The sequence below is a fragment of the Streptomyces venezuelae genome, assembly GCF_008642335.1.
GTDB classification, from domain to species: Bacteria; Actinomycetota; Actinomycetes; order Streptomycetales; family Streptomycetaceae; genus Streptomyces; species Streptomyces venezuelae_F.
The window spans coordinates 499,253-522,993 of record NZ_CP029191.1 but is presented as its reverse complement, the minus strand read 5'-3'; the positions used below and the strand labels follow the sequence as shown (position 1 = coordinate 522,993).

The 23,741-nt window shown below is 69.6% G+C and carries 19 protein-coding genes; 7 read left to right on the top strand and 12 right to left on the bottom strand.

The features are described from left to right. Positions 1-15 precede the first annotated feature (15 nt). Positions 16-336, top strand: a complete 321-nt coding sequence (locus tag DEJ49_RS02355) for an acyl carrier protein (RefSeq protein ID WP_190329242.1) — start codon at positions 16-18, stop codon at positions 334-336. A gap of 73 nt (positions 337-409) precedes the next feature. On the opposite strand, the gene DEJ49_RS02350 is transcribed toward DEJ49_RS02355, so the two are convergent. The 4 genes from DEJ49_RS02350 to DEJ49_RS02335 all read right to left on the bottom strand — a co-directional run bounded on the left by DEJ49_RS02350 (position 410) and on the right by DEJ49_RS02335 (position 4,816). Then, positions 410-1,720, bottom strand: coding sequence for a hypothetical protein (locus DEJ49_RS02350; RefSeq protein WP_150182137.1), 1,311 nt, complete (start codon positions 1,718-1,720; stop codon positions 410-412). Between the two features lie 17 nt (positions 1,721-1,737). Next, a complete protein-coding gene (locus tag DEJ49_RS02345) occupies positions 1,738-2,115 on the bottom strand; it encodes an ectoine synthase (protein ID WP_150182136.1) in 378 nt (125 codons plus the stop codon). A 119-nt stretch (positions 2,116-2,234) separates the two neighbouring features. Next, positions 2,235-3,416: an FAD-dependent monooxygenase gene (locus tag DEJ49_RS02340; protein WP_150182135.1), complete on the bottom strand. Its 1,182-nt coding sequence runs from the start codon at positions 3,414-3,416 to the stop codon at positions 2,235-2,237. Next, complete coding sequence (locus tag DEJ49_RS02335) at positions 3,413-4,816, bottom strand: MFS transporter (RefSeq protein ID WP_150182134.1); 1,404 nt, start codon at positions 4,814-4,816, stop codon at positions 3,413-3,415. The genes DEJ49_RS02340 and DEJ49_RS02335 overlap by 4 nt, the downstream gene beginning before the upstream one ends. A 58-nt stretch (positions 4,817-4,874) precedes the next feature. Between DEJ49_RS02335 and DEJ49_RS02330 the strand changes: the two genes are divergently transcribed. Then, positions 4,875-5,528 carry a TetR/AcrR family transcriptional regulator gene (locus DEJ49_RS02330; protein WP_150182133.1) on the top strand — a complete coding sequence of 218 codons (654 nt, stop codon included), beginning with the start codon at positions 4,875-4,877 and terminating at the stop codon, positions 5,526-5,528. A gap of 90 nt (positions 5,529-5,618) precedes the next feature. On the opposite strand, the gene DEJ49_RS02325 is transcribed toward DEJ49_RS02330, so the two are convergent. Next, the gene (locus tag DEJ49_RS02325; protein ID WP_150182132.1) at positions 5,619-6,068 is read right to left on the bottom strand and encodes a carboxymuconolactone decarboxylase family protein; all 450 of its coding nucleotides are present in this window, start codon (positions 6,066-6,068) and stop codon (positions 5,619-5,621) included. An 83-nt stretch (positions 6,069-6,151) separates the two neighbouring features. Between DEJ49_RS02325 and DEJ49_RS02320 the strand changes: the two genes are divergently transcribed. Continuing rightward, the gene (locus DEJ49_RS02320) at positions 6,152-7,033 is read left to right on the top strand and encodes a sigma-70 family RNA polymerase sigma factor (RefSeq protein WP_150182131.1); all 882 of its coding nucleotides are present in this window, start codon (positions 6,152-6,154) and stop codon (positions 7,031-7,033) included. Between the two features lies 1 nt (position 7,034). On the opposite strand, the gene DEJ49_RS02315 is transcribed toward DEJ49_RS02320, so the two are convergent. The 4 genes from DEJ49_RS02315 to DEJ49_RS02300 all read right to left on the bottom strand — a co-directional run bounded on the left by DEJ49_RS02315 (position 7,035) and on the right by DEJ49_RS02300 (position 12,755). After that, on the bottom strand, positions 7,035-8,714 hold the full coding sequence (locus tag DEJ49_RS02315) for an ABC transporter family substrate-binding protein (protein ID WP_190329241.1): 1,680 nt from the start codon (positions 8,712-8,714) through the stop codon (positions 7,035-7,037). A 63-nt stretch (positions 8,715-8,777) separates the two neighbouring features. Beyond that, the gene (locus tag DEJ49_RS02310; protein ID WP_150182130.1) at positions 8,778-10,883 is read right to left on the bottom strand and encodes an ABC transporter ATP-binding protein; all 2,106 of its coding nucleotides are present in this window, start codon (positions 10,881-10,883) and stop codon (positions 8,778-8,780) included. Continuing rightward, positions 10,880-11,785, bottom strand: a complete 906-nt coding sequence (locus tag DEJ49_RS02305) for an ABC transporter permease (protein ID WP_150182129.1) — start codon at positions 11,783-11,785, stop codon at positions 10,880-10,882. The genes DEJ49_RS02310 and DEJ49_RS02305 overlap by 4 nt, the downstream gene beginning before the upstream one ends. 1 nt (position 11,786) lies before the next feature. After that, positions 11,787-12,755, bottom strand: a complete 969-nt coding sequence (locus DEJ49_RS02300) for an ABC transporter permease (protein WP_150187992.1) — start codon at positions 12,753-12,755, stop codon at positions 11,787-11,789. Between the two features lie 468 nt (positions 12,756-13,223). On the opposite strand from DEJ49_RS02300, the gene DEJ49_RS02295 reads away from it, so the two are divergent. Further along, positions 13,224-15,524, top strand: a complete 2,301-nt coding sequence (locus DEJ49_RS02295) for a glycosyl hydrolase family 18 protein (protein WP_150182128.1) — start codon at positions 13,224-13,226, stop codon at positions 15,522-15,524. Positions 15,525-15,594: 70 nt separating this feature from the next. Here the strand turns inward: DEJ49_RS02295 and DEJ49_RS02290 are convergent, their stop codons facing one another. Then, positions 15,595-17,862 (bottom strand): catalase, encoded by a 2,268-nt coding sequence (locus DEJ49_RS02290; protein WP_150182127.1) that lies wholly within the window; start codon positions 17,860-17,862, stop codon positions 15,595-15,597. A 206-nt stretch (positions 17,863-18,068) separates the two neighbouring features. Here DEJ49_RS02290 and DEJ49_RS02285 point away from each other — a divergent pair, with 206 nt between their 5' ends. Together DEJ49_RS02285 and DEJ49_RS02280 are read left to right on the top strand one after the other, a co-directional pair. Next, entirely contained in the window at positions 18,069-18,722 is a 654-nt protein-coding gene (locus tag DEJ49_RS02285) for a chemotaxis protein CheB (protein ID WP_150182126.1), read from the top strand. A 22-nt stretch (positions 18,723-18,744) separates the two neighbouring features. Then, positions 18,745-19,497, top strand: a complete 753-nt coding sequence (locus tag DEJ49_RS02280; RefSeq protein ID WP_150182125.1) for a Crp/Fnr family transcriptional regulator — start codon at positions 18,745-18,747, stop codon at positions 19,495-19,497. Here the strand turns inward: DEJ49_RS02280 and thpR are convergent. Beyond that, positions 19,445-20,071 (bottom strand): RNA 2',3'-cyclic phosphodiesterase, encoded by a 627-nt coding sequence (thpR, locus tag DEJ49_RS02275; protein WP_150182124.1) that lies wholly within the window; start codon positions 20,069-20,071, stop codon positions 19,445-19,447. The two genes, DEJ49_RS02280 and thpR, sit on opposite strands and share 53 nt — an antisense overlap. A 286-nt stretch (positions 20,072-20,357) precedes the next feature. On the opposite strand from thpR, the gene DEJ49_RS02270 reads away from it, so the two are divergent. Then, a complete protein-coding gene (locus DEJ49_RS02270; RefSeq protein WP_150182123.1) occupies positions 20,358-21,989 on the top strand; it encodes a M4 family metallopeptidase in 1,632 nt (543 codons plus the stop codon). A gap of 63 nt (positions 21,990-22,052) precedes the next feature. Here DEJ49_RS02270 and DEJ49_RS02265 read toward each other — a convergent pair whose 3' ends face one another. Continuing rightward, positions 22,053-23,576, bottom strand: a complete 1,524-nt coding sequence (locus DEJ49_RS02265) for an aldehyde dehydrogenase family protein (protein ID WP_150182122.1) — start codon at positions 23,574-23,576, stop codon at positions 22,053-22,055. Between the last annotated feature and the right edge of the window lie 165 nt (positions 23,577-23,741).

Below are 23,741 nucleotides of genomic sequence, written 5' to 3'. Positions count from 1 at the left end.
ACACCTGGAGGAACAGTGACGGACAACCTGGCCGCTCAACTCCCGTCCACGTCGGGCGACGCGGAAGCGGCGGCGGAAGTGGTGCGCAGGATCTGGGCAGAGGTCCTGGAGGTGAGCGCAGACTCCGTCGACGTGCACCACAGCGACTTCTTCGAGATGGGCGGCTACTCGCTCCTCGCGCTGCAGGCGATCGGCAGGATCCTGGCGGAGTACGGGGTCGACGAGGTGGAAGCGGTCGAGTGGGAGGGCGAGCTCCTCAACCGTCTCTTCGAGAACGCCACGCCGATGACACAGGCGGAGTTCCTCGCGGAGAAGGGCTGCGGCACGCGCGCGTGAGCCGGGAAGGGCGTCGGGCCGAGGCGGTTGCCTCGGCCCGACGCCCTTCTTCGTGCACGCGACGCGCGGGGGATCACCCCGCGGCGACCGCGGCGTTGACGGCCCGGTGCGCCTCCGTGGCGATGTGCTCGCCGTCCGCCGCGCTCTTGGCGCACACCACGATGCCCAGCGAGGGGCGGTGTCCCGTGAGGGCCCGGACGGTCGACGGGTAGGCCCGGACGCCGCGCTCCCAGAGTTCGTCGAAGACGGGACGGATGTGCTCCGCGTACGACACCGTGCCCGAAAGGCGCAGCGGCAGGGCGTCGTCGACGTACGCCACCGGCGCCTCGTCGGCCCACCGCTCGGCGAGGGCGACGGCGTGCATGGCGCCGGAGCGCCGGGCGTTGATCTCGGTGACGTAGAGCGTGTCGTCGAGGCCGCGGAGGCAGTCGATGGTCATCCAGCCGCGGTAGCCGAGGGACTGCGCGAACGTGTGGACGGCGGTGCCGAGCGCGGCGAGCCGTTCCTCCAGGTCCGGGTCGAGGACCCCGGGCCCGAGTGCGAGGCTGCGGTACCGCAGTCCGTCGACGCCGAGCATGCTGTACTCCATGCGCGGCACGGCGCTCTCGTCGACGAGGACGTCCACGGCGGGGCAGTCGGTGCCGTGCGCGACGTAGTCCTGCACGGTGAGCGGGAACGTGCCGAAGAACGGCTCGCGGCGCAGCGTCTGCCAGAAGCGCCGCACGGTGCCGTCGGCCTCGCCCTGCGCGACCGCGGAGCCGTAACCCCCCACCCCGTACATGCTCTTGACGACGGCACGCCCGCCGCTGCCCACGATCGAAGCGACCGCCCCCTTGAGCTGTTCCCAGCTGGTGACGGAGATGCCGCGCGGCACGCGGAACCCGGGGATGTGCGAGGCCAGGTCGACGCAGCACAGCTTGGATTCCAGGTACTCGTACGCCCAGTAGTGCTCCGGTCCCGCGACGTCGAGCCGCACCTCCCGCCCCTGGCTGCGGAGCACCGAGGCGAGAGAGTACAGGTCGGGCGACGCGCCGAAGGACAGGATCCGCACCTCCCGCGCCCCGCCGGTCGCGGCGGTGAGGGCGGCCAGCGCCCGGTCGTCGCCCAGCAGATCGTGGACCAGACGGCCGGTGCGGGGCAGCGGGGACACGACGGGCGGCACGGAGCCGCCGAGACCGGCGTGGACGTGCGTCAGCCACTCCTGGGAGTAGCCGGCGGGCAGCACGAGCACACGGTCGCCGGTGCTCCAGAAGACACACTGATCGGTGAATCCCGTGCCGTGCTCGACGAGGTCGTGTTCCACACCCGGGTCGAATTCCAGCAGTTCGCGTTTCAGGTTGAACTCGACGACGTTCGGGATCACCAGATCAATGGTGTCGGGCATTCTCACCTGCCTCCGTTCTAGTAGCTGGAGTGCACACCGGGCGTGAGCAGGTGCTTCTCCGGTCCGTGCAGGGCAGGCGAGAAGACGCACATCAGCGTCATGCCGTGTTCCGAGCGGAGTATGTGCGGTTCGCCCATGCCCGGGGCGTACAGCATTCCCGGCTTGATGTCGAACAAGCCGTCCGCCGTCTCCACGGAACCGGAGCCGGACACGCAGTAGCAGACCTCTTGGTGGTTGTCGTACCGCAGATACGACTCACTCCCGGGCTGTACGTATGTCTCGGTCAGGCTGAAACCCAATTCATCGGCCTGAACGAGCAGCCTCCGGCTCGTTCCGTTGCCCCAGTCCACGTCACATTCGCTGCCGACGACATCTTCAACCGAGCGAACCAGCAAGGTACACCTGCCCAGGAGTCAGTATTTCCGTCAGGGTCGGATAATGATTCTATGGAAATCCGCATCGGTATTCCACGGGAAGTACGGGTATGCCCAACTGGCTATGCCTTTCAGCGTTATTACGCGGGGCGTTCTGAAAATACCGAATGAGCGGGCGTGGTCCCGAGTCTCCGCAGCATCGCGTTGCGCCGTTCCAGGGCGGCGGCGGTGGTCGGGAAGAGTGTGGCACCGCCCTCGCCGACCCGGTCCTGAGTGGCCGTCACGAAGGGGCGGGTGTCGTGCTCGTACGCGGCGAAGCCGGCGGCGTGGTCCCCGCCCGCCAGGGAATGGGCGAGCGCGTGGGCGCCGACGAGCGCGAGGCTCGTTCCCTGCCCGGTCAGGAACGAGGGCGCGTACGCGGCGTCGCCCACCAGGGCGACCCGGCCGCTGGACCAGCGGGGCATGCGGATCTGACCGACCACGTCGAAGAACAGGTCGTCAGCGCCGCGCAGCGCCGCGAGCATGCCCGGCACCTCCCACCCTGCGTCTGCGAACACCTCGCCCACCAGCGCGCGTTGGGCCCGCGGGTCCCGGAACGCGTGGAACGGCGGCTCCGGGTGCGCGAAGTCGAGGAGGGCGTGCACGTGCCCGTCGTATCCTGCGGCGTAGAGCGCGGCGGCTCTGCCCGGGGTGTTCCACATCATGACCTCGTCGGAGAGCCCGAAGGTGTTGCGCAGGGTGAAGCCGGCGAAGCAGTGGCCGAGGTAGCGGTGGAACTGCTCCTCGGGCCCGAACAGGAACTCGCGGGTGCGCGAGTGCACGCCGTCCGCGCCGAACACCATGTCGAACGTACGGCTGCCGCCCGCGCGGAACGTGACGTCGACTCCGTGGTCCGACTGGTCCAATGTGTCGACGCGGTCGTCGAACAGGAACTCCACGTCGTCACGGACCGCGCCGTGGAGGGCCTCGGTGAGATCGCCGCGCCGCACCTCCAGATCCTGCCCGCCGACGCCGCCGGTGAGGTGGTGCGGGTCGACCGAGGCCACCTCGGCGCCGTCGCCGTCGACGAAGGTCAGCCGACGCACGTCGATGTGGACGTCCCGCAGTTGCGGCAGCAGACCCATACCGCGGACGACCTCCAGCGCGGTGCCGCGGATGTCGACGGGGTAGCCGCCGCCGCGCAGGGCGCCCGCTTTCTCGACCACCGTGACCGCGTATCCGTGGCGGTTCAGCCAGTAGGCGAGGGCGGGCCCGGCGATGCTGGCTCCCGAGATCAGGACACGGGGGCGGCGGGCTCGGGAGGGGGTCCGGGTGGGGCTCATTCCTTGACTCCTTTGTTCATGGTGCGGGTGACGAGCAGGGACAGCGCGGTGACGACGGCGGCCAGGGCGAAACCGATGACGAACGCGGACTCGGCCGGGTCGTCCGCACCCGCGGGGGTGCCCGCGGTGAGGATCGCGCCGCTGACCTGCACGCCCACGGCGAAGCCGAGCACGCGGGTCACCAGGACCAGGCTCGTGGCGATGCCGGTGTCGCCCTGGTCGACGGACGTGGCGGTCCTTGTCACCATCGCCGTGACGCACAGGCCGTTGGCGAACGCGACGAGCACCTTGCCGAGGACGAGGTGCCAGATCTCGCCGTGCACGGCCGCGAGGCCGAGCAGGGCGGCGACCATGAGGACGATCCCGACCGTCATCACGGCACGCGAGCCGTGGCGTCGCGCCCCCATGCCGCTGATCGGCCCGGCCAGCGACGCGGCCACGGCGCCGGGCAGCAGATAGAAGCCGATCTCGGTGGCGCTCGCCCCGAAGCCGTACGTGTCGGAGGAGACCGCGAACAGCTGCGGGAGGAGATAGACCGGCACCGAGGTGCCCGCGCAGATCACGAACGTCAGCACGCACGACTTCCAGACCGCGGGCCGCGCCAGCATCCGCGGATCGACCATCGGCGAGGCGGCGCGGCGCTCGACGCGGACCCACGCGGTCACGAGGCCGGCGAGCACCAGGACGAGGGCGCCCAGGGCGAGGGGCTGCGCGCCGACGTCGGGTGCGAGCGCCAGCACGAGCATGAGCGTGACCAGCGTCCCGCTGAGCAGGAGCAGTCCGGGCCAGTCGATCCGCGCGTCGCCCGGCGGGCGCGGTGCGTCCCGCGGCATCAGCAGGTTCACCAGCACCGTGGCGACGGCGACCGCGATCGTCGGCAGCGCGAACATCCAGTGCCGGGACAGCCCTTCCGCCACGGGCCCGGCCGACAGCGTGCCCGCCATCCCGCCCGCCACGAACAGGCCGCTGACCACTCCGATGGCCACCTTCGACTCCCCGGCGGGGAGGTGTTCGCGCACCAGGATGAACGACAGCGGCAGCGCGCCCACCATCGCCCCCTGCAGCACCTGACCGAGCAGCAGCACCGGCAGATTCGGCGCGAGCGACGAGACGAGACCGCCGGTGGAGACCACCGCCATGAGCCGTATGAGGACCCGTTTTCCGCCGTAGCGATCGCCGAACCTGCCCGCGACCGGCGTGACGAGCGCGCCGGTGATGAGCAGCACGATGCTGAGTAACGCCCCTTCGGCGGGGCTCATGTCGAGTTCGCGTTGCAGGAGAGGGAGCGTCGGTGTCACCACCGACTCCAGCGCGCCGGTGGCGACGGCGAGCATGCCGAGGGCTGCGACGGCGGCTTTCCCGATGCGGAGCGGGGGAGCGGGCGTTGCTGTTGTGGTCATGGAACCATGTCTACACTACACCGTGCAGTGTAGCCAGAAAGACGGCTAAGATGGCGCCATGCCGACGACGAAGACGCCGACCACGAAGACGCTGCGCGAGGGGTCCGCCCAGAAGCGGGCCGCGATCCTCTCGGCGGCCCGGGAACTGTTCCTCGCGGACGGCTTCGACCGCTCCAGCGTCGACGCGGTCGCCGCCCGGGCCGAGGTGTCCAAGCGGACGGTCTACGACTACTTCGGCGACAAGCGGACGCTGCTCCAGGCCGTCGTCGACGCGATCGGCGAGGCGATGATCACGACGATCCGCCGCACCCTCGACGAGACCCTCACCGACGTCGACCGCCTCACCGGACCCGCCGACCTCGAAGACGCGCTGGTCACGTTCTCGATGCGGATCTCGACCGACATGCTCGGCTCGGCGGAGTACGCGACACTGCAGCGCCTGGTCCGCGCGGAGTCCGGAAACCTGCCGCACCGCGGCTACAACTCCATGGCCGACACCCCCGACGAGGCGCTCGCCGAGCGGTTCGCCGCGCTCGCCGCTGCCGGACTGCTGCACGTCCCCGACCCCCGCCTCGCGGCGGACCAGTTCATCGCGCTGACCTTCGGCGTCGCGCTCGACCGGCTGGGTTCCGCGAACGCCATGGAGGACACACGGGTCAGGCCGCTGGTGGTCGAGGGGGTTCGGACGTTCTTGCGGGCGTACCGGGCGTAGCGGGCGGTACAGGCGTACGGAAACGACGAAGCGCCGACGGTGGTGAGGACCGAAAACCCTCACCGCCGTCGGCGCTGCCCGCTGTTCGACTTACCAGGTCTTGCCGGCCTGCTCCCGCACCGCGCGGTTGATCCGGTTGAACAGGTTGGTCAGCGACGCCTCCAGCACGATGGAGCCCAGCTGCTTCTCGTCGAAGTGCTCGGCCGCGGCGTCCCAGATCTCGTCGGTCACGCCCGGCGCGCCGTCCTGGATCCGGGTGGCGGCCTCCGCCAGGGCGAGCGCGGCCCGCTCGTCCTCCGAGTAGAACGGCGTCTCGCGCCACGCGACGACGTTGTGCAGCCGGTCGTCGCTCTCGCCCGCCTTCCGCGCCGCCGCGACCGAGGCGTGGACGCATGGACTGCAGCCGTTGATCTGGCTGACGCGCAGATGGACGAGTCCCAGCAGGCCCTGGTCGACGCCCCCGGAGTGAATCGCCTTGTAGAGGTGCTGGATCGCCGTGGTGACGTCGGGGTTCGCGGCGGCCTTCATCCGTGCTTCCATCGGTGCTGCTCCTTCATCGGTTACCTGTGCCCCTCCGGGCCCGTCATCCCCCATGACGGAGCAGTCCCGAGGAAGGTAACAACATGTCCGACACCAGCGCGGCGGTCCCGATGGCGGAGGCGTTCGAGGCCCAGCGAGACCGGTTGCGCGCGATCGCCCACCGCATGCTCGGCTCGCACACCGACGCCGAAGACGTGGTCCAGGAGGCCTGGTTGCGGCTTTCGCGGCAGGACGTGACGGGCATTCACAACCTCGCGGCCTGGCTGACCACGGTGGTCGGACGGATCAGCCTCGACGTCCTGCGCACGCGTCAGACCCGCCCGGAGTCGCCGTACGACGACGCCCTGCTGCCCGAGCTCGTCGTGACGGCCGACGACGGACCGGTCCCGGAGGAGGACGCGGTGCTCGCCGACTCGGTCGGCCTCGCCCTGCTCGTCGTCCTGGACTCGCTCGGGCCGAACGAGCGACTGGCGTTCGTGCTGCACGACCTGTTCGCGGTGCCGTTCGGCGAGATCGGCCGCATCCTGGGCAAGTCCACGGCCGCCGCCAAGATGCTGGCCAGCCGCGCACGCAGGAAGGTGCGCGGCGCCGAGCGGCCGAGCGCCACCGGACGCGAACAGCGGGAAGTGGTCCAGGCCTTCCTGGCGGCGACCCGCCACGGCGACTTCGAGGGCCTGCTGCGCGTCCTCGACCCCGACGTGAAACTGACCGCCGACACCCCGACCGGCACGGTCGTCGCCCTCGGCGCCACGAAGGTCGCGACGGGCGCGCGGCTGTCCGCCTCCGCGGCACCGCGAGGACGCGCGGTACGCGTCAACGGCCTCCCCGGGTTCGCCTCGTGGCGCGAGGACGGCACCCCGCTCGCGCTGCTCGCGTTCACGGTGACGGATGGCAGGATCACGGACATCAGGATCGTGACCGACCCGGCGAAACTCGCCCTGGTGAACCTGCCGGATCCGGCGTGACCTACTTCTCCCAGCCCACCGTCTCCGGCAGCGGGTTGTAGAAGATGGTCGCGCCCACGTTCGCCAGGCCCTTCTTGACGCTGTACGTCGACGGGCCGCTGAAGAGCGGGAGCCGGGCGTAGTCCTGGAGGGCCTTGCGTTCGAGCTTGTTCGCCGCCACCGTCTGCTGGTCCGGGTCGGCGATGTCGCTCGTCGCGCGGATCTCCTTGTCCAGCTCCGGGGACCCGGCACCCGTGAGGTTGGAGTCACGGTCCGAGCAGTACGTCTCGCAGAGGTAGCGGGCCCCGAAGGGGTCCGTGGAGCGGTTGCCCGAGATGATCAGGTCGAACTTCCGCTCGTTGATGATGTCGGCCCAGTCCGCGGGGTCGGCCTTCTTGACGGAGAGATGTACGCCGACGGGCTTCAGCATGGCGGCGAGCGCGCCGGCGTTGGCCTTGTCCAGCGGTTCGTCGCCCACCATCGTGTAGCCGACCTCGAGCTTCTTGCCGTCCTTCTCACGGATCCCGTCGCTCCCGGGCTTCCAGCCCGCCGCGTCGAGTTCCTTCTTCGCCCGGTCGGGCCCGTACTTCAGGACGGCCGAGACGTTGTCCGCGTACCCCTTCTGGAAGCTGTAGAGCAAGGCGGAGCCGGGCAGCGGCTCCCCGTAGTCGAGGCCCTGGAACTGGATCTTCGCGATCTGGCTGCGGTCGACGCTCTCCTGGATCGCCTTCCGCACCGCCTTGTCCCCGAGGGCGGCGGACTTCGCGTTGAAGTAGAGCGAGTACACGAACGGGCTGCCACCGCTGCGGATCTCCGTGCCCTTGAGCCCTTTCAGCTGCTTCAGGCTCTCGGCGTCGACCGCGGAGACGTAGTCGAGCTGGCCGTTCTTGAACGCGTTGACCTGTGCTGTCTGCTCCAGGTTCACGTAGACGCGCTTGTCGAGCCTGCCCTTCCTGCCCCACCACTTCGGGTTGCGGACGAAGGTGATGTTGCCCGAGTGGGTGTCCCACTTGCCGACCGTGTACGGGCCCGCGCCCCACTCGGGGTGCGCCTTCTTCACGTACGCCTTGTTGAAGTTGTCGGCCTTCGCCGCCTTCGGGTGCAGGAACGTGGTGAACAGGTTCGGCCAGGAGGCGTTGACGCCCTTGAAGGTGATGACGGCCTGCTTGTCGTCCTTGCCGCGCGCGACGTCGGTGATCTGGCTGTAGCCGTCGGTGACCGAGGCCGCGTAGTCCTCGTCGGAGCCGTTGTTGGCCTTCCAGGTGGCCTTGATCGCGGTCCAGTCGATCGGTGTTCCGTCGTTGAAGACGGCCTTCTCGTTGATCGTCAGGACGACCTTCTGGTCGCCGCCCTTGACGGACACCTTCACGTCGCTGAAGTAGTCCGGGTTGTACCGCACTTCGCCGGTCGGCGAGAAGGTGATCGCGTTCGCGTTGTACCAGGCCCACACCCGGGTCGCCTGCAGAGTGCCGTTGACGTGGAACGGATTGCCCTGGTCGTCGAACGTCCCCGCCGTCGTGTAGGTGCCGCCGTCCTTGAGCTCGTCGTACGGCGTCGGGTTGTAGTCGGCGGCTCCCGAAGCGGCGGCCGGGGTCTTCTCGGCGTCCGTCCCTGCGCCGTCACCGGATGCGGACTGGCATGCGGTGGCGGTGACGGAGATGGCTGCTATGAGGGCGACGGGCAGGGCCAGTCTTGCGCGCATGGGAAAGCGTCCTTGCGTTGAAGTGGGGTGGGGATGAGATGCGGGATGGGGTGGCGGTGGGGGTTACGCGGCGTGGCAGGCGTATGCGTGCGTGCGCTGCCCCGGCACCGGCCTGGTCGCGGGGCGTTCCGTACGGCAGCGCTCCCTGACGTCGTCGCCGGCGGTCCGGTACAGCGGGCAGCGGTCGACGAACACGCAGCCGCGCGGCAGGTCCGTGGCGCTGGGCTGTTCGCCGTCCAGGACGATCCGTTCACGGGTGCGCTCGCGCTCCGGGTCGGGTATCGGGATCGCCGACAGGAGCGCCTGTGTGTACGGGTGTTTCGGGTCGGAGAAGAGCGTCTCCGTGTCACCGGACTCGACGATGTGCCCCAGGTACATCACCGCGATGCGGTCGCAGATGTAGCGGACTACGGCGAGATCGTGGGCGACCATGAGGTAGGCGAGGCCCAGCTCACGCTTGAGCCGGCCGAGCAGGTTGATCACCCCGGCCTGTACCGACACGTCCAGGGCGGAGAGCGGCTCGTCGAGGGCGAGCAGTTTCGGGTCCGTGGCCAGGGCGCGGGCGATGCCTACGCGCTGGCGCTGGCCGCCCGAGAGCGCGGCCGGGAAACGGTCGCTCACCGCGGGGTCGAGACCGACGAGTGACAGCAGTTCGTGGACGCGGGAACGGATGGCGTCGCGGTCGCTTCCCACGGCCCGCAGGGGTTCGGCGAGCAGGTGGTGGACGGTGAGGCGCGGGTCCAGGGCGCCCATCGGGTCCTGCATGACGATCTGCACGTCGTGCCGCAGGGTGCGTCCGCGCCCGCCGGACGCGGCAGTGACACCCGTGCCCGCCGCTCCGACCTCGATCCCCCCGACCTCGATCCGCCCGCCCTCCGGCCGTCTCAGCCGCAGGACCTCCATCAGCGTCGTCGTCTTGCCGCTGCCCGACTCGCCCACGAGACCGAGCGTCTCCCCGGCCCGCAGCTCGAAGCCGACCCCGTTGACCGCGTGCAGCGTGCCGACCCTGCGCTTGAGGAACGCGCCCTTGGTGACGGGGAAGGTCTTCACCAGGTCCTCGACGCGCAGCACCACATCGCCGTCCGCGACGCGCCCGGAGTCCGCCTCCCCGGCGGCAGGCACGGCGCCCCCGGCCGGGTCCAGCGTGCCGTCCGCGATCTCGGCCGCCCGCAGGCACGCCACGTCCCCGTGCCCGGTGACATGGCGCAGCTCGGGTTCCTCGGCGCGGCACGCGTCCAGCGCGACGGCGCACCGGCTCGCGAAGGGGCAGCCGTCGGGCAGGCCCGACAGGGTGGGCGGCTCGCCGCCGATCGGGACGAGCGGGCGTCGGACCCCGCCGTCCACGGTCGGCACCGCCGCCAGGAGCCGTGTGGTGTACGGCATCGTGGGCCGCCGGAACAGCCCGTGCACGTCCGCCTTCTCCACGAAGCGCCCCGCGTACATGACGGCGACGTCGTCCGCGTGGCCCGCCACGACGCCCAGGTCGTGGGTGATCAGGACGAGCCCGGCGCCGGTCTCCCGCTGCGCGAGACGCAGTACGTCGAGGATCTGCGCCTGCACGGTGACGTCGAGCGCGGTCGTGGGCTCGTCGGCCACCAGCACCCGCGGCCGGTTGGCGATCGCCATGGCGATGACCACGCGCTGGCGCATGCCGCCGGAGAACTGGTGCGGGAAGGACGCGGCCCGGCGCCGCGCGTCGGGGATGCCGACGAGGTCGAGCAGTTCGACGGCCTGCTCCCAGGCCGCCTTCTTCGGCAGGTTCTGGTGGACCCGCAGCGCGTCCGAGAGCAGGCGGCCGACGGAGAAGATGGGGGTGAGCGCGGACAGGGGGTCCTGGAAGACCATGCCGATGGCGTTGCCGCGTATCCGCGAAAGCGCCCGGTCGTCGAGGCCGGTCAGCTCCTGGTCGCCCAGCCGCACCTGACCGCGCACGTCGGCGGTGGGCGGCAGCAGCCCCATGATGCCCATCGCGGTGGCCGACTTGCCCGAGCCGGACTCTCCGACGATGCCGAGAGTGCGTCCCGGCAGCAGGTCGAAGCTGACGCCGCGCACCGCTTCGACGGGCCCGGCCTCGGAGGGGAAGGAGATCCGCAGATCCCGTACGGACAGCACGGGGGCGGCGGCGCCGACGGGGGAGGGGCCGTCGTGCCGTGTCGTGGTGAGTGTCATCGTCGGCCTCCCGCCGCGCCGGTCACAGAGGTGGGGTCGAGGGCGTCGCGCAGTCCGTCGCCGATGAAGGTCATCGACACGGTGAGCAGGACGACGAGGCCTGCCGGGAAGGCGAAGAGCCAGGGTGCGCTGGTGATGGTGGTCGCTCCGTCGGCGAGCATCGTGCCGAGGGAGACGTCCGGCGTCTGGACGCCGAACCCGAGGAACGAGAGCGCGGTCTCGCTGAGCACGGTCGCCACGACGCCGAGCGTCAGGTTGACGATGAGCAGGGAGCCGAGGTTGGGGATGATGTGGCGCAGGATGATGCGCAGGGGATGTACACCCATGAACTCCGCCGCCGTCACGTAGTCCCGCTCGCGCAGCGACGTGGAGACGGACCAGATGACCCGGGCCGTGGACATCCACCCGAACAGGGTCAGCACGAGGATGAGGGCGCGCCAGTCACCGGCGAGGTGGTTGGAGACCAGGGCGAGGATGAGGAACGAGGGGACGATCAGCAGGAAGTGGATGACGGCGAGCGTCAGCCTCTCCACCCGGCCGCCGAAGTACGCGGCCCCCGCGCCGACGACCGCGGCGACGACGATCGTCAGGACGGACACGCTCACGGCGATCACCAGCGACCGCCGCAGGCCGTGCACCGCGCTGGCGTAGATGTCGTTGCCGCCCTGGTTGGTGCCGAACCAGTGCACGTCGCTCGGCGGTCGGGTGAGGGCGGTGAAGTCGGCGTCGGTGTGGGTGTAGGACGTGAACAGGCCGCCGAAGAGGCTGAACAGCACGAGCAGCGCGAAGATCACGACCCCGGCGACGGCGAGGCGGTTGCGCAGGAAGCGGCGCAGGTAGAGCCGGCCGCGCCCGAGCTCCGCACGCGGCGGGACGGCAACGGTATCGGTCACGGTCGCCATGTCAGTTCACCCGCACTCTCGGGTCGAGGAAGACCGTGGCGATGTCCGCGAGGATCGCGCCGACCGCGGTCAGTACCGCGGCGAACGCGGCCGTCGCGACCGCGCCGTGCACGTCGTTCTGGCTGATGGTCTGGCTGAAGTAGCGGCCCATGCCGTTCCAGCCGAAGATCGACTCGGTGATGACGGCGCCGGTGAAGACGGCGGGCACGCTGAACGCCACGGAGGCCGCCGTCGGGATCAGCGCGGCGCGCAGCGCGTGTCTGCGCACGGCCTGGCTCCGTGTCAGGCCGGTGGCCTGGGCCGTGCGCACGAAGTCCGCGTTGACCGTGTCGAGCAGCAGGGACCGCTGTGTCAGGTGATAATTCACGTACCCCATGAGCGTCAGCGTGAGCGTCGGCAGGATCAGGTGGAGGAGGCGGTCACCGAGCGTCGGGAGCAGTCCCTCCACGTCGGGCGAGTTCTCCCCGGCGACGTACAGGAAGTGGAATCCGGCGTGCTGGTTGAGCCAGATGGCGACGAAGACCACGGCGAGCGCCGCGACGGGCGTCGGGACGTTGAACAGGGCGATGGATATCGCCTGCGAGACGCGGTCGGCAGGACCGTACTGACGCGCGGCGGTGTAGACGGCGAGCGCGACACCGATCACGACGGACAGCACGGTCGCCGTGACGACCAACTCGGCGCTGACCAGCGCGCGGTGGCCCACCTCACCGTTGACGGAGACGCCGGTGGGCGACCGGCCCCAGTCGAAGTGGAGGGTCACGGAGGTGAGCCAGTTCCACCACCGCTGCACCAACGGCACGCCGGGGTCCAAGTTGTACGGGGCGAGGGCGTGGGAGATCTGCGCCTCGCTGCGGGCGGGCCGCAGCTCCTTGTAGTTCGCACGCGGGTCGAGGAACCAACTGGCCAGGAGGTACGTCGCGTTGGTCGCGACCGCGATCATCAGGAGCCAGCCACCCGCCTTGCGCATCACGTAGCGCACGGTGCGGACCGCCCCCTCACCACATGCGTGGGACGCGCCGTCACGGCGCCGGACGAACAGGTGGGGTACATGTGGCGGTGGTGCTTTCTGCGGAGCGTACGGGTCGAATGTGAGCTTGGTCCGTACTGGGCGGCCGCACCAGGTTTTCGCCGGTTTCGCCATGAGGCCGCAATATCGCCGGAGAGATCGCAATGCTGCTGTACGAGGCGGCAATGTTGCCGTAGCAAAACGATCACTGACGTCGGCTCGGCCAAGTCAAGGGCGAGCAAAATGTCGCCGCATTGGTCCAGTCCTTTCTGGTGCCCTTTCCGGACGCGGGGACATGAGCGGGAGCCCCGCGCCACGCATTGGTACGCCCGCGTACCCCCTCGTCCGCGTTGACATGCTCACGAGCAGTGGTTCCCTGAAAGGTCTGTACCGCACAGGAAGCGCGTCCTCACCTCCCCAAGGAGAGCCGTGTCCCTACGCAGACCCCTACGCAGACCTTTACGCAGATCCCTCATCGCCGTACTGGCCGTCTTCGCACTGGCGCTGGCCGGACTCGCCGCACTCGCGGCCCCCGCCGTCGCGGCCGCCAAGCTCACCGCCACCTTCGTCAGCGAGGGCAGCGGCACCTCCTGGACCGGCAAGTTCGTCGTGAAGAACAGCGGCGACACGGCGGTCAGCACCTGGTCCCTCGAGTTCGACCTGCCCGACGGCGTCACCATCAGCGACCACACCCACGGCACCGCCGAGATCAAGGGCAAGCACGTCGTCGTGACGCCCGCCTATTACAACGCCCGTGTCCCCGCGGGCCGCGACACCGAGCCGTACAGCTACACCTTCCGCGGCAGCGGCCAGCTCAAGCCGCCCACCGGCTGCCTCATCAACGGCGACAAGTGCGACGGCACCGCGGCCGTGCCCCCGAAGGCGCCCACGAACCTGAGCGTCGCCGACGCCACCGCCCGTACCGTCAGCCTGAAGTGGACGGCGGCCGCGCAAGGTGACTTCCCCGTCGCCTCGTACGAGGTGCTGCGCGGCACCGACGTCGTCGCGGCCAGCGCCACCACCCAGGCCACGGTGCGCGGCCTCGAACCCGCGACCGCCTACCAGTTCAGCGTCCGCGCCAAGGACTCGCGCGGCAACACCGGCGAGGCGAGCGCCCCGGTCGGCGCCACGACCGTGGACCCGGCGACCGACACCGTGCCCCCCACCGCGCCCCGCAACCTCCGCTCCAGTGACGTCACGTCGAGCACCGTGAAGCTCGCCTGGGACGCGGCCACCGACAACCAGCGCGTCGCCGCGTACGACGTCTACCGCGGCACGACCCTCGTGGAGAGCCTCCCCGCCGACACCCTCACCAGCACGGTGACCGGCCTGACGCCCGACACGGAGTACTCCTTCACCGTCAAGGCGCGGGACGCCGCCGACAACGCCTCTTCCGCGAGCAACACCCTGACCGTCACCACCAAGGAATCCGTCGGCCAGGGCGGCTACGCCAAGGTCGGCTACTTCGTGCAGTGGGGCATCTACGGCCGCCAGTACTTCGTCCGTGACCTGGAGACGTCCGGCGCCGCGGGCAAGCTCGACGTCATCAACTACGCCTTCGCCAACATCGACCCCAAGAACCTCACCTGCCTCAACGGCGTCACCAAGGGCACCACGCAGAACCCCCAGGACCCCAACCAGGGCGACGGAGCCGGGGACGCCGAGGCCGACTACGGCCGCGCCTTCCCCGCCGGACAGTCCGTGGACGGCGTCGCCGACGACGGCTGGGGCAAGCTGCGCGGCAACTTCAACCAGCTGAAGAAGCTCAAGGCCAAGCACCCGAACCTCAAGGTCGTCGTCTCGCTCGGCGGCTGGACCTACTCCAAGTACTTCTCCGACGTCGCCAAGACGGACGAATCACGGAAGAAGTTCGTCAAGTCCTGCATCGACATGTACATCAAGGGCAACCTGCCCGCGTACAACGGAGCGGGCGGTGACGGCGTCGCCGCCGGCATCTTCGACGGCTTCGACCTGGACTGGGAGTGGCCCGGATCGCCGGACGGCCACCCCGGCAACCACTGGAGCACGGACGACAAGGCCAACAACACCGCCCTGATCGCCGAGTTCCGCAAGCAGCTCGACGCGCTCGGCGGCAGCCACCGGCTGCTCACCGCCTTCACCCCGGCCGACCCCAAGAAGATCAACGAGGGCTGGGAGCTCAAGGAGGTCTTCAAGTACCTGGACTTCGGCAACGTCCAGGGCTACGACTTCCACGGCGCGGGCAGCGACAACTCCTGGGAACCCAACCGCACGGGCCACCAGGCCAACCTGTATAAGGACGCACAGAGCCCGTACCCCACCGACTTCAGCATCGACGACGCCGTGAAGGCGTACACCGACCAGGGCATCAAGCCGCGCAAGCTGACCATCGGCTTCCCGTTCTACGGGCGCGGCTGGCAGCAGGTCGCCGACGGCGGCGCGCACGGCGAGTGGCAGAGCGCCAACGGCGCCGCGCCCGGCCAGTTCCAGGAGGAGGCGGGCACGCGCGGCTACGACAACCTGGTCGCCGCCTTCCCGAACCTGACCGTCTACCACGACGAACAGTCCATCTCCACGTACGGCTACACCGGGGCGAACGGCCAGTGGTGGTCCTTCGACGACGCCTGGTCCATCGAGAAGAAGACCCAGTACATCAAGTCCAAGGGTCTGCTCGGCGGAATGATTTGGGAGATGTCGGGAGACACCTCGAACAACACGCTGTTCAACGCCTTGGATCGCGGCCTGAAGTAACGCTGTTCGTCGCGCGACGCTGCGCGTCCCGCCCGGGACGCGCAGCGCTGCGCGTTGTGGTGTGGTGCGGTCAGCCCAGTTCGGTGGTGAAGCGTTCCCAGACACGGTGCTGCGAGAGCAGCGTCCGCATCTCGTCGAGCACCGCGGCGCCACCGGAACCGAGGACGACGCCGGGCGCGTCGGACGGCACGCCCGCGGCGTCGAGAACCTGCTCGGCCCCGGCCCAGCCGCCGATGGCCTTGCCGTGGCGGAACGCCTCGTCCAGCAGGAGCCGCACCCGCGGGTCGGGGCCGGTGGCGGTCTTCGCCTTGGCGTCCCGCGCGGGCAGCGCGTCCGCGCCGGCCGCCGGGCTGCCCACCACGAGCAGGGCGTCGAACTCGATGGAGCGTGCTGTCGCGAACGTGCGCTGCACCGTCAGGGGTTCACCTTCCGCGTCCAGCTTTCCGCCCGCCGGTGCGATGACCAGCGGCACCATGCCCCCGTCGAGCACGGACTGCCGGACCGCCCGAACGCCGTCGAGGTCGGTCGCCCCGTCCGTCACGATGCCGATGAGCCGGCCGTCGAGCGGCCAGCTCCGGCCGATCTGGGAGAGGGCCGGGCTGGGCAGCGCGTCCTGGAGCGGCTCGGTCGGGGCGGGGGCGGGCAGCCCGAGGGCGGTGGCGACCTGGGCGCACAGCTCGGAGTCGATGTTGGCCAGGGCCTGCAGACCGCGTTCCTTGACGGCCTGCTCGTAACACTTGCCGAGTTCGAAGGAGTAGGCGTTCGCGATGTGCTCGCGCTCCGGCGCGCTCATGCTCAGCCAGAACATGCGCGCCTGGCTGAAGTGGTCGTCGAAGGAGGCGGGCGCCTCGCGCACCTTGCGCGACGCGGGCAGCGCGACGGGCACATCGATGTCCGCACCGGTGTCGGCGCCCGCCGTGAACGGGCAGCCCCCGTCGAGCGAGTTGGGGCGGTACGGCGCCACGCCGCGGTGCACGGCCGTCTGGTGCATGCCGTCCCGCAGCATGTCGTTGACCGGGGCGTGCGGACGGTTGATCGGCAACTGCGCGAAGTTGGGCCCGCCGAGCCGGCTGATCTGGGTGTCGAGGTAGGAGAACAGGCGCCCCTGGAGCAGCGGGTCGTCGGTGACGTCGATGCCGGGGACGAGATGGCCGACGTGGAAGGCGACCTGCTCGGTCTCGGCGAAGTAGTTCGACGGGTTCCGGTTGAGCGTGAGCAGCCCGATGGGCTGCACCGGCGCCAGCTCCTCGGGCACGATCTTCGTGGGGTCGAGGAGGTCGATGCCCTCGAAGGTCTGCTCGGGGGTGTCGGGGAAGGTCTGGATGCCCAGTTCCCACTCGGGGTAGGCACCGGCCTCGATGGCGTCGGCGAGGTCGCGGCGGTGGAAGTCGGGGTCCACGCCGCCGGCGATCTGCGCCTCCTCCCAGACGAGGGAGTGCACACCGAGCCGCGGCTTCCAGTGGAACTTCACCAGGGTGGTCTCCCCGGCCGCGTTCTCCAGCCGGAAGGTGTGGACCCCGAAGCCCTCCATCATCCGGTACGAGCGGGGAATGCCCCGGTCGGACATGTTCCACAGGGTGTGGTGCGTGGCCTCGGAGTGCAGGGTGACGAAGTCCCAGAACGTGTCGTGCGCGCTCTGGGCCTGCGGGATCTCACGGTCGGGGTGGGGCTTGCCGGCGTGGATGACGTCCGGGAACTTGATGGCGTCCTGGATGAAGAACACCGGGATGTTGTTGCCGACCAGGTCGAAGGTGCCCTCGGTCGTGTAGAACTTCGTCGCGAACCCGCGGGTGTCACGGACGGTGTCCGCCGAGCCGCGCGAGCCGAGGACGGTGGAGAACCGGACGAAGACCTCGGTCTCCATGCCCTCGCCGAGGAAGGCGGCCTTGGTGACATTGGCCGCGTTGCCGTACCCGCGGAACACGCCGTGGGCGGCGGCGCCGCGGGCGTGGACGACCCGCTCCGGGATCCGCTCGTGGTCGAAGTGGGTGATCTTCTCCCGCAGGTGATGGTCCTGGAGGAGGACGGGCCCGCGCGGACCGGCCTTGAGCGAGTGATCGGTGTCGTACAGTCGGTCGCCCTGCGCGGTCGTCAGCCACTCGCCCTGCTGCGCGGAAGCCGCCCGACCGTCACGCGAAGGTGTACCCGTGGGGCTCACGGGTTTCGGACCGGTCTGGTCGGCCTTCGGCGGCAGCGGCTCCCGCGGTTCGGTCGGCTCGACCACCGTCGGCGACTCGGAATTGGGCTTGCCCGGCACGCCCTCCTCCGGCCCCTGGCCCCCCGTGACCGTGTCCTTCAGCTTCTCCACCGCGGCCTTCACGGGGTGGTCGCCTTCCATGTCATCTCCTCTGCTGCGATGTGTTGCGCACGGGACGCCTGAGAACCCGAACGCCACTGTCGAAGCGGAGTACCCGCATTTGACCGTTCCGCACCGATCGGTGCTGCCAAATGCGCGGAAGTGGCGGTGACGCTTCCATGCCGAGCCGATGTCCGGTTCGACGGGGCACGCACGCTGTGTTCGGTGGCGGGCATTAGACTGCCCTTATGTCCGCTGCCGAACAGAGTCCGTCCGCCGCCTTCGACGTGGTCTGCATGACCGCGTCGCTCGGCGGCGTGAGCGCCTACCGCGAGATTCTGTCGTCGCTGCCCGATTCGTTTCCCGCCGCGCTGGTGCTGGTGCAGCACCGCCCGGTGCGCCAGGTCGACTCACTGGTGAAGGTGCTGCAGTACCGCTCCGCGCTGCCGGTGCGCCTGCTGCGCGACGCCGACCGGCTGACACCCGGTGTGGTGCACGTGGTGCCGGCAGGCCGCTGGGCCGCGTTCTCGCCGGAGGGCACGGTGACGCTGCACCCCGTGCACGACCACTGTCAGGCGGACCCGATGTTCGCCTCCGCGGCGGCAGCGTTCGGCCCGCGCCTGCTGGTCGCGGTGCTGACCGGCCGACAGCAGGACGGGGCCCTCGGGGTACGCCATGTCCGGGGCGCGGGCGGCCGGGCGCTGGCCCAGGACCTCGCCACGTCCGAGGCGTCCGGCATGCCGAGCGCCGCGATGGCCACGGGCTGCATAGACTTCGTGCTGCCCCTGCCGGTGCTGGCGCACGCGCTGGTCAGCCTGGTGATGGTGCCGGGCGCCGCGGACATGCTGCGGGTGTCGTTGCCGCCCTGGGCGGCCGTGATTCCTCCGGCTATGGCCACCTGACCCAGGACGAGAGGCGCACCTCATGTCGAGCGACCCGGATGGCCCGTACAACCCGGACGGCTCGTACGACCCGGTGAGCAACCGCATCCTCGCCGCCCTGCCCGAGCCTGCCCGCGAGCATCTGCGTCCCCATCTGGAACCGGTCGAACTGACCGCCGGTCATGTGCTGTACCGCCCCGGTGAGCGCATCGACGCCGTGTACTTCCCGCTGATCGGGGTGTGCTCGATCGTCACCGACCTGGAGGGCCCCACCGTGGAGGTCGCCACCGTCGGCGACGAGGGCATGGTCGGCCTCCCCGTCTTCCTCGGCCTGGCGACCGCCACGGAACGCACGCTGTGCCAGGTCCCCGGCCGCGCCCTGCGCATGGGCGCCGACCGGTTCCGTCATGAGATCGCCCTGCTGGACGGACAGCTGCAACACGCACTGCAGCGCTTCACCCAGTCGATGTTCACCCAACTGGCACGCAACGCCGCCTGCATCCGCGGCCACCGCACCCATCAGCGCTGCGCGCGCTGGCTGTTGATGACCGCGGACCGCATGCACAGCGAGCGCTTCGAACTCACACAGAAGTTCCTCGCCCAGATGCTCGCCGTGCGCAGGTCCTCGGTCAGCGAGGTCGCCGGCGCGCTGGCCGCGGACGGCTGCATCCAGTACAGCCGCGGCACGATCACCATTCTGGACCGCCCCCGCCTGCAGGCGCACGCCTGCAGCTGTTACGAGGTCATCCGCGAGACCCTCGACGCGGCGCTGCCTCCGTACAAGGGCTCCCCGTGACCAGGGTCCACGCGTCGATGTCCTGATAGCGCCTGGGACCCGGGTGACCGTTCACCGTGCTGCCGACCAGGTGGAGGCGTTCGGTCCGCCAGGGTCGTCCGGCGAAACCGCGTAGACGGTCGGCCACCGCCGAGACGGACGCGTTGTCGTAGCGGCGGGCGCGGGCCAGCGTGAGATGGGGACGCAGCAGACGTTCCGGGAAGACGACACCGCACTCCCTGACCAGCGCCCGTACCGCTTCGGCCAGCTCGTGCAGTCCTTCGAGATCACCCTCGACGCCGCTCCACAGCACTCGCTCGTCGAAGTGCCGGCCACCGGCCAGCGACAGTTCGAGAGAGGGGCGGGCGGCCGCCAGATCGGCGAGGGGCGCACGAAGCCCCTCGACGGTCTGCACCGGCAGCTCACCCAGGAACGCCAGCGTGATGTGCCAGTCCTCGATCCGGTTCCAACGCAGCTCGGGATGTTCGGCATAGGCCGGCCCCAACGCGCGCGCCAGCTCGTTCTTCGCGTCGTCGGGCGGCGCGAGCGCGATGAACGCGTGCTGGGTGGCGGTCTGGGGCGGCGGTTCGGTCACGGGTGCCTTCTTACCTCATGCCTCCCACGTGGCCGAAGTCCGACTGTGGTGGCCGGTGCCGGATGCGACCACGTGCGTGTTCTGTCCGCATTGCGTATGCCGACCATCGCTCAACGGACCATTTCCGGCCAACATCCAGTCAAAATGCTGACATGTACCTGGTTGAAATGACACGCTCCCCCGCAACACGCTGCACGTACAGCAACGAGCTGCACGCCCGCATCGCGTCTTTCTTCTGCTCCGGGCGGCCCTCCATGCCTCCCGGGCCCCCACAGATGGAGCCTGCGTGACCTCTCACATATTCCGTAAGCGTTCGACGCTCGCGATCGCCACCGCCGTCGCGGCCGGAGCGCTGCTCACCACCGGACTGACCACCGGTGCCTCCGCCCAGCCGGGCGACGACACCGAGCCGTCCGGCTCGCCCGTGGCCCTCTCGGCGTCGGCCCGCGCGGATCTCCTCCAGGACGCGAACGCCGAGAGATCGGCGACCGCCGACGACATCGGCCTCGGTGCCAAGGAGAAGCTGGTCGTCCGCGACGTCGTCAAGGACGCCGACGGCACCGTCCACACCCGCTACGAGCGCACCTACGAGGGCCTGCCGGTCCTCGGCGGCGACCTCGTCGTGCACACCGCCAAGAGCGGCAAGGTGAAGAGCGTCACCAAGGCGACCGAGGCCACCGTGAAGGTCGCCTCCACCGACGCGAAGCTCACCAAGTCCTCCGTGGCCAAGTCGGCCGAGTCGACCGCCGCGAAGGCGAAGACCGCCGAGGCCGACGCGCAGTCGCCGCGCAAGGTGATCTGGGCCGCCTCCGGCAAGCCCGTCCTGGCGTACGAAACCGTCGTCACCGGCGTGCAGAAGGACGGCACCCCCAGCAGGCTCCACGTCATCACGGACGCCGCGACGGGCAAGAAGCTGTACGAGTACCAGGCCATCGAGAACGGCACCGGCAACAGCCAGTACAGCGGCAAGGTCAAGGTCGGCTCCAAGAAGGTGGCGAGCGGCTACGAGCTGACCGACACGGCCCGCGGCGGCCACCGCACCTTCGACCTGAAGCACGCGGAGAGCGGCACCGGCAAGCTCTTCAAGGACGCCAACGACGTCTGGGGCAACGGCAAGCCGTCGAACGCGCAGACCGCCGCCGTCGACGCCGCCTACGGCGCCCAGCTCACCTGGGACTACTACAAGTCCGTCCACGGTCGTAAGGGCATCAACGGCGACGGCAAGGGCGCGACGTCCCGCGTCCACTACGGCAACGGCTACGTCAACGCGTTCTGGGACGACAGCTGCTTCTGCATGACGTACGGCGACGGCGAGGGCAACAAGAAGCCCCTCACCTCGATCGACGTCGCCGCCCACGAGATGACGCACGGCGTCACCTCGGCGACCGGCAACATGGAGTACAGCGGCGAGTCCGGCGGCCTGAACGAGGCCACCTCCGACATCTTCGCCACCGCCGTGGAGTTCAAGGCCAAGAACCCCAAGGACGTCGGTGACTACCTCATCGGCGAGAAGATCGACATCAACGGCGACGGCTCCCCGCTGCGCTACATGGACAAGCCGAGCAAGGACGGCGGCTCCCTGGACAAGTGGAGCCGCAACGCCGGGAACGTCGACGTCCACTACTCCTCGGGCATCGCCAACCACTTCTTCTACCTGCTGTCCGAGGGCAGCGGCAAGAAGCGGATCAACGGCGTCAACTACAACTCGCCGACCGCCGACGGCTCCAAGGTCCTCGGCATCGGACGCGGCAAGGCCGAGAAGATCTGGTACAAGGCCCTGACGACGTACTTCACGTCGACCACCAACTACAAGGCGGCCCGTAAGGGCACGCTGAGCGCCGCGAAGGACCTCTACGGCGCGAACTCCACCGAGTACAAGCGCGTGGCCGCCGCCTGGACCGGCGTCAACGTCAAGTAACCCCCGGTCAGGTACGTAAAGGGGCGGCGTCCCAAACGGGCGCCGCCCCCGTCGCGTGCACGTCTAGAAGAAGCCGAGCTTCTTCGCCGAGTACGACACCAGAAGGTTCTTCGTCTGCTGGTAGTGCTCCAGCATCATCTTGTGGGTCTCCCGGCCGATGCCGGACTGCTTGTACCCGCCGAACGCCGCATGCGCCGGATACGCGTGGTAGCAGTTCGTCCAGACGCGGCCCGCCTGGATCGCCCGGCCCGCCCGGTACGCCGTGTTGATGTCACGCGTCCACACCCCGGCCCCCAGGCCGTACAGCGTGTCGTTGGCGATCTTGATGGCGTCGTCGAAGTCGTTGAACGACGCGACCGAGACCACCGGGCCGAAGATCTCCTCCTGGAAGATCCGCATACGGTTGTCGCCCTCGAAGATCGTCGGCTGCACGTAGTACCCGCCGGCCAGCTCACCGTCGTACTCCACGCGCCGGCCCCCCGTCAGCACCTTGGCGCCCTCCTGCTGCCCGATGTCCAGATAGGAGAGGATCTTCTCCAACTGGTCGTTGGACGCCTGCGCGCCGATCATCGTGTCGGTGTCGAGCGGGTGTCCGGCCTTGATCTGCTCGGTGCGGGCGACGGCCGCCTCGAGGAACTCGCTGTACTGCCCGCGCTGCACCAGCGCCCTCGACGGACAGGTGCACACCTCGCCCTGGTTGAGCGCGAACATCGTGAAGCCTTCAAGCGCCTTGTCCCGGAAGTCGTCGTTCGCGGACCACACGTCGTCGAAGAAGATGTTCGGCGACTTGCCGCCCAGCTCCAACGTCACCGGCTTGATGTTCTCCGAGGCGTACTGCATGATCAACCGGCCCGTCGTGGTCTCCCCGGTGAAGGCGACCTTGGCGACACGCGGACTGGACGCCAGCGGCTTGCCCGCCTCGACGCCGAACCCGTTGACGATGTTGACGACCCCGGGGGGCAGCAGATCGGCGACCAGACTCATCCAGTAGTGGATGGACGCCGGGGTCTGCTCGGCCGGCTTGAGGACGACGGCGTTGCCCGCGGCGAGCGCCGGCGCCAGCTTCCACGTGGCCATCAGAATCGGGAAGTTCCACGGAATGATCTGCGCGACCACCCCGAGCGGCTCGTGGAAGTGGTACGCGATGGTGTCCTCGTCGACCTCGCTCAGCGACCCCTCCTGCGCACGGATGACACCCGCGAAGTACCGGAAGTGGTCGATGGCGAGCGGGATGTCGGCGGCCAGCGTCTCGCGGATCGGCTTGCCGTTCTCCCAGCTCTCGGCCACAGCCAGCTGTTCGAGGTTCGCCTCCATCCGGTCGGCGATCTTCAGCAGCACGTCGGCGCGCCCGGTGACCGATGTACGTCCCCACGCGGGCGCCGCCGCGTGCGCCGCGTCGAGGGCGCGCTCGACGTCCTCCGCCGTACCCCGCGCCACCTCTGTGAAAGGCCGGCCGTTGACCGGGCTCGGGTTCTCGAAGTACTGGCCACGGGCAGGCGCCACATACTCGCCGCCGATGAAGTGGTCGTAGCGCGACTGGTAGGAGACGATCGCGCCCTCGGTGCCGGGCGCTGCGTAACGGGTCATCTTTGGCTGGCCTCCGGGGGGAAGACTGCCCGCCGTCGGGCAGCTCTCGTCCGGAGGCTAGGAGCCCCGACGTTGCATCGACGTTGCGTTCCGCGCCGCGTACGACGGAGGGCTTGGCGGGTTACGCCGGTCTCGTGCGCGCCTCCCTACGTTCGTTTCACGTGC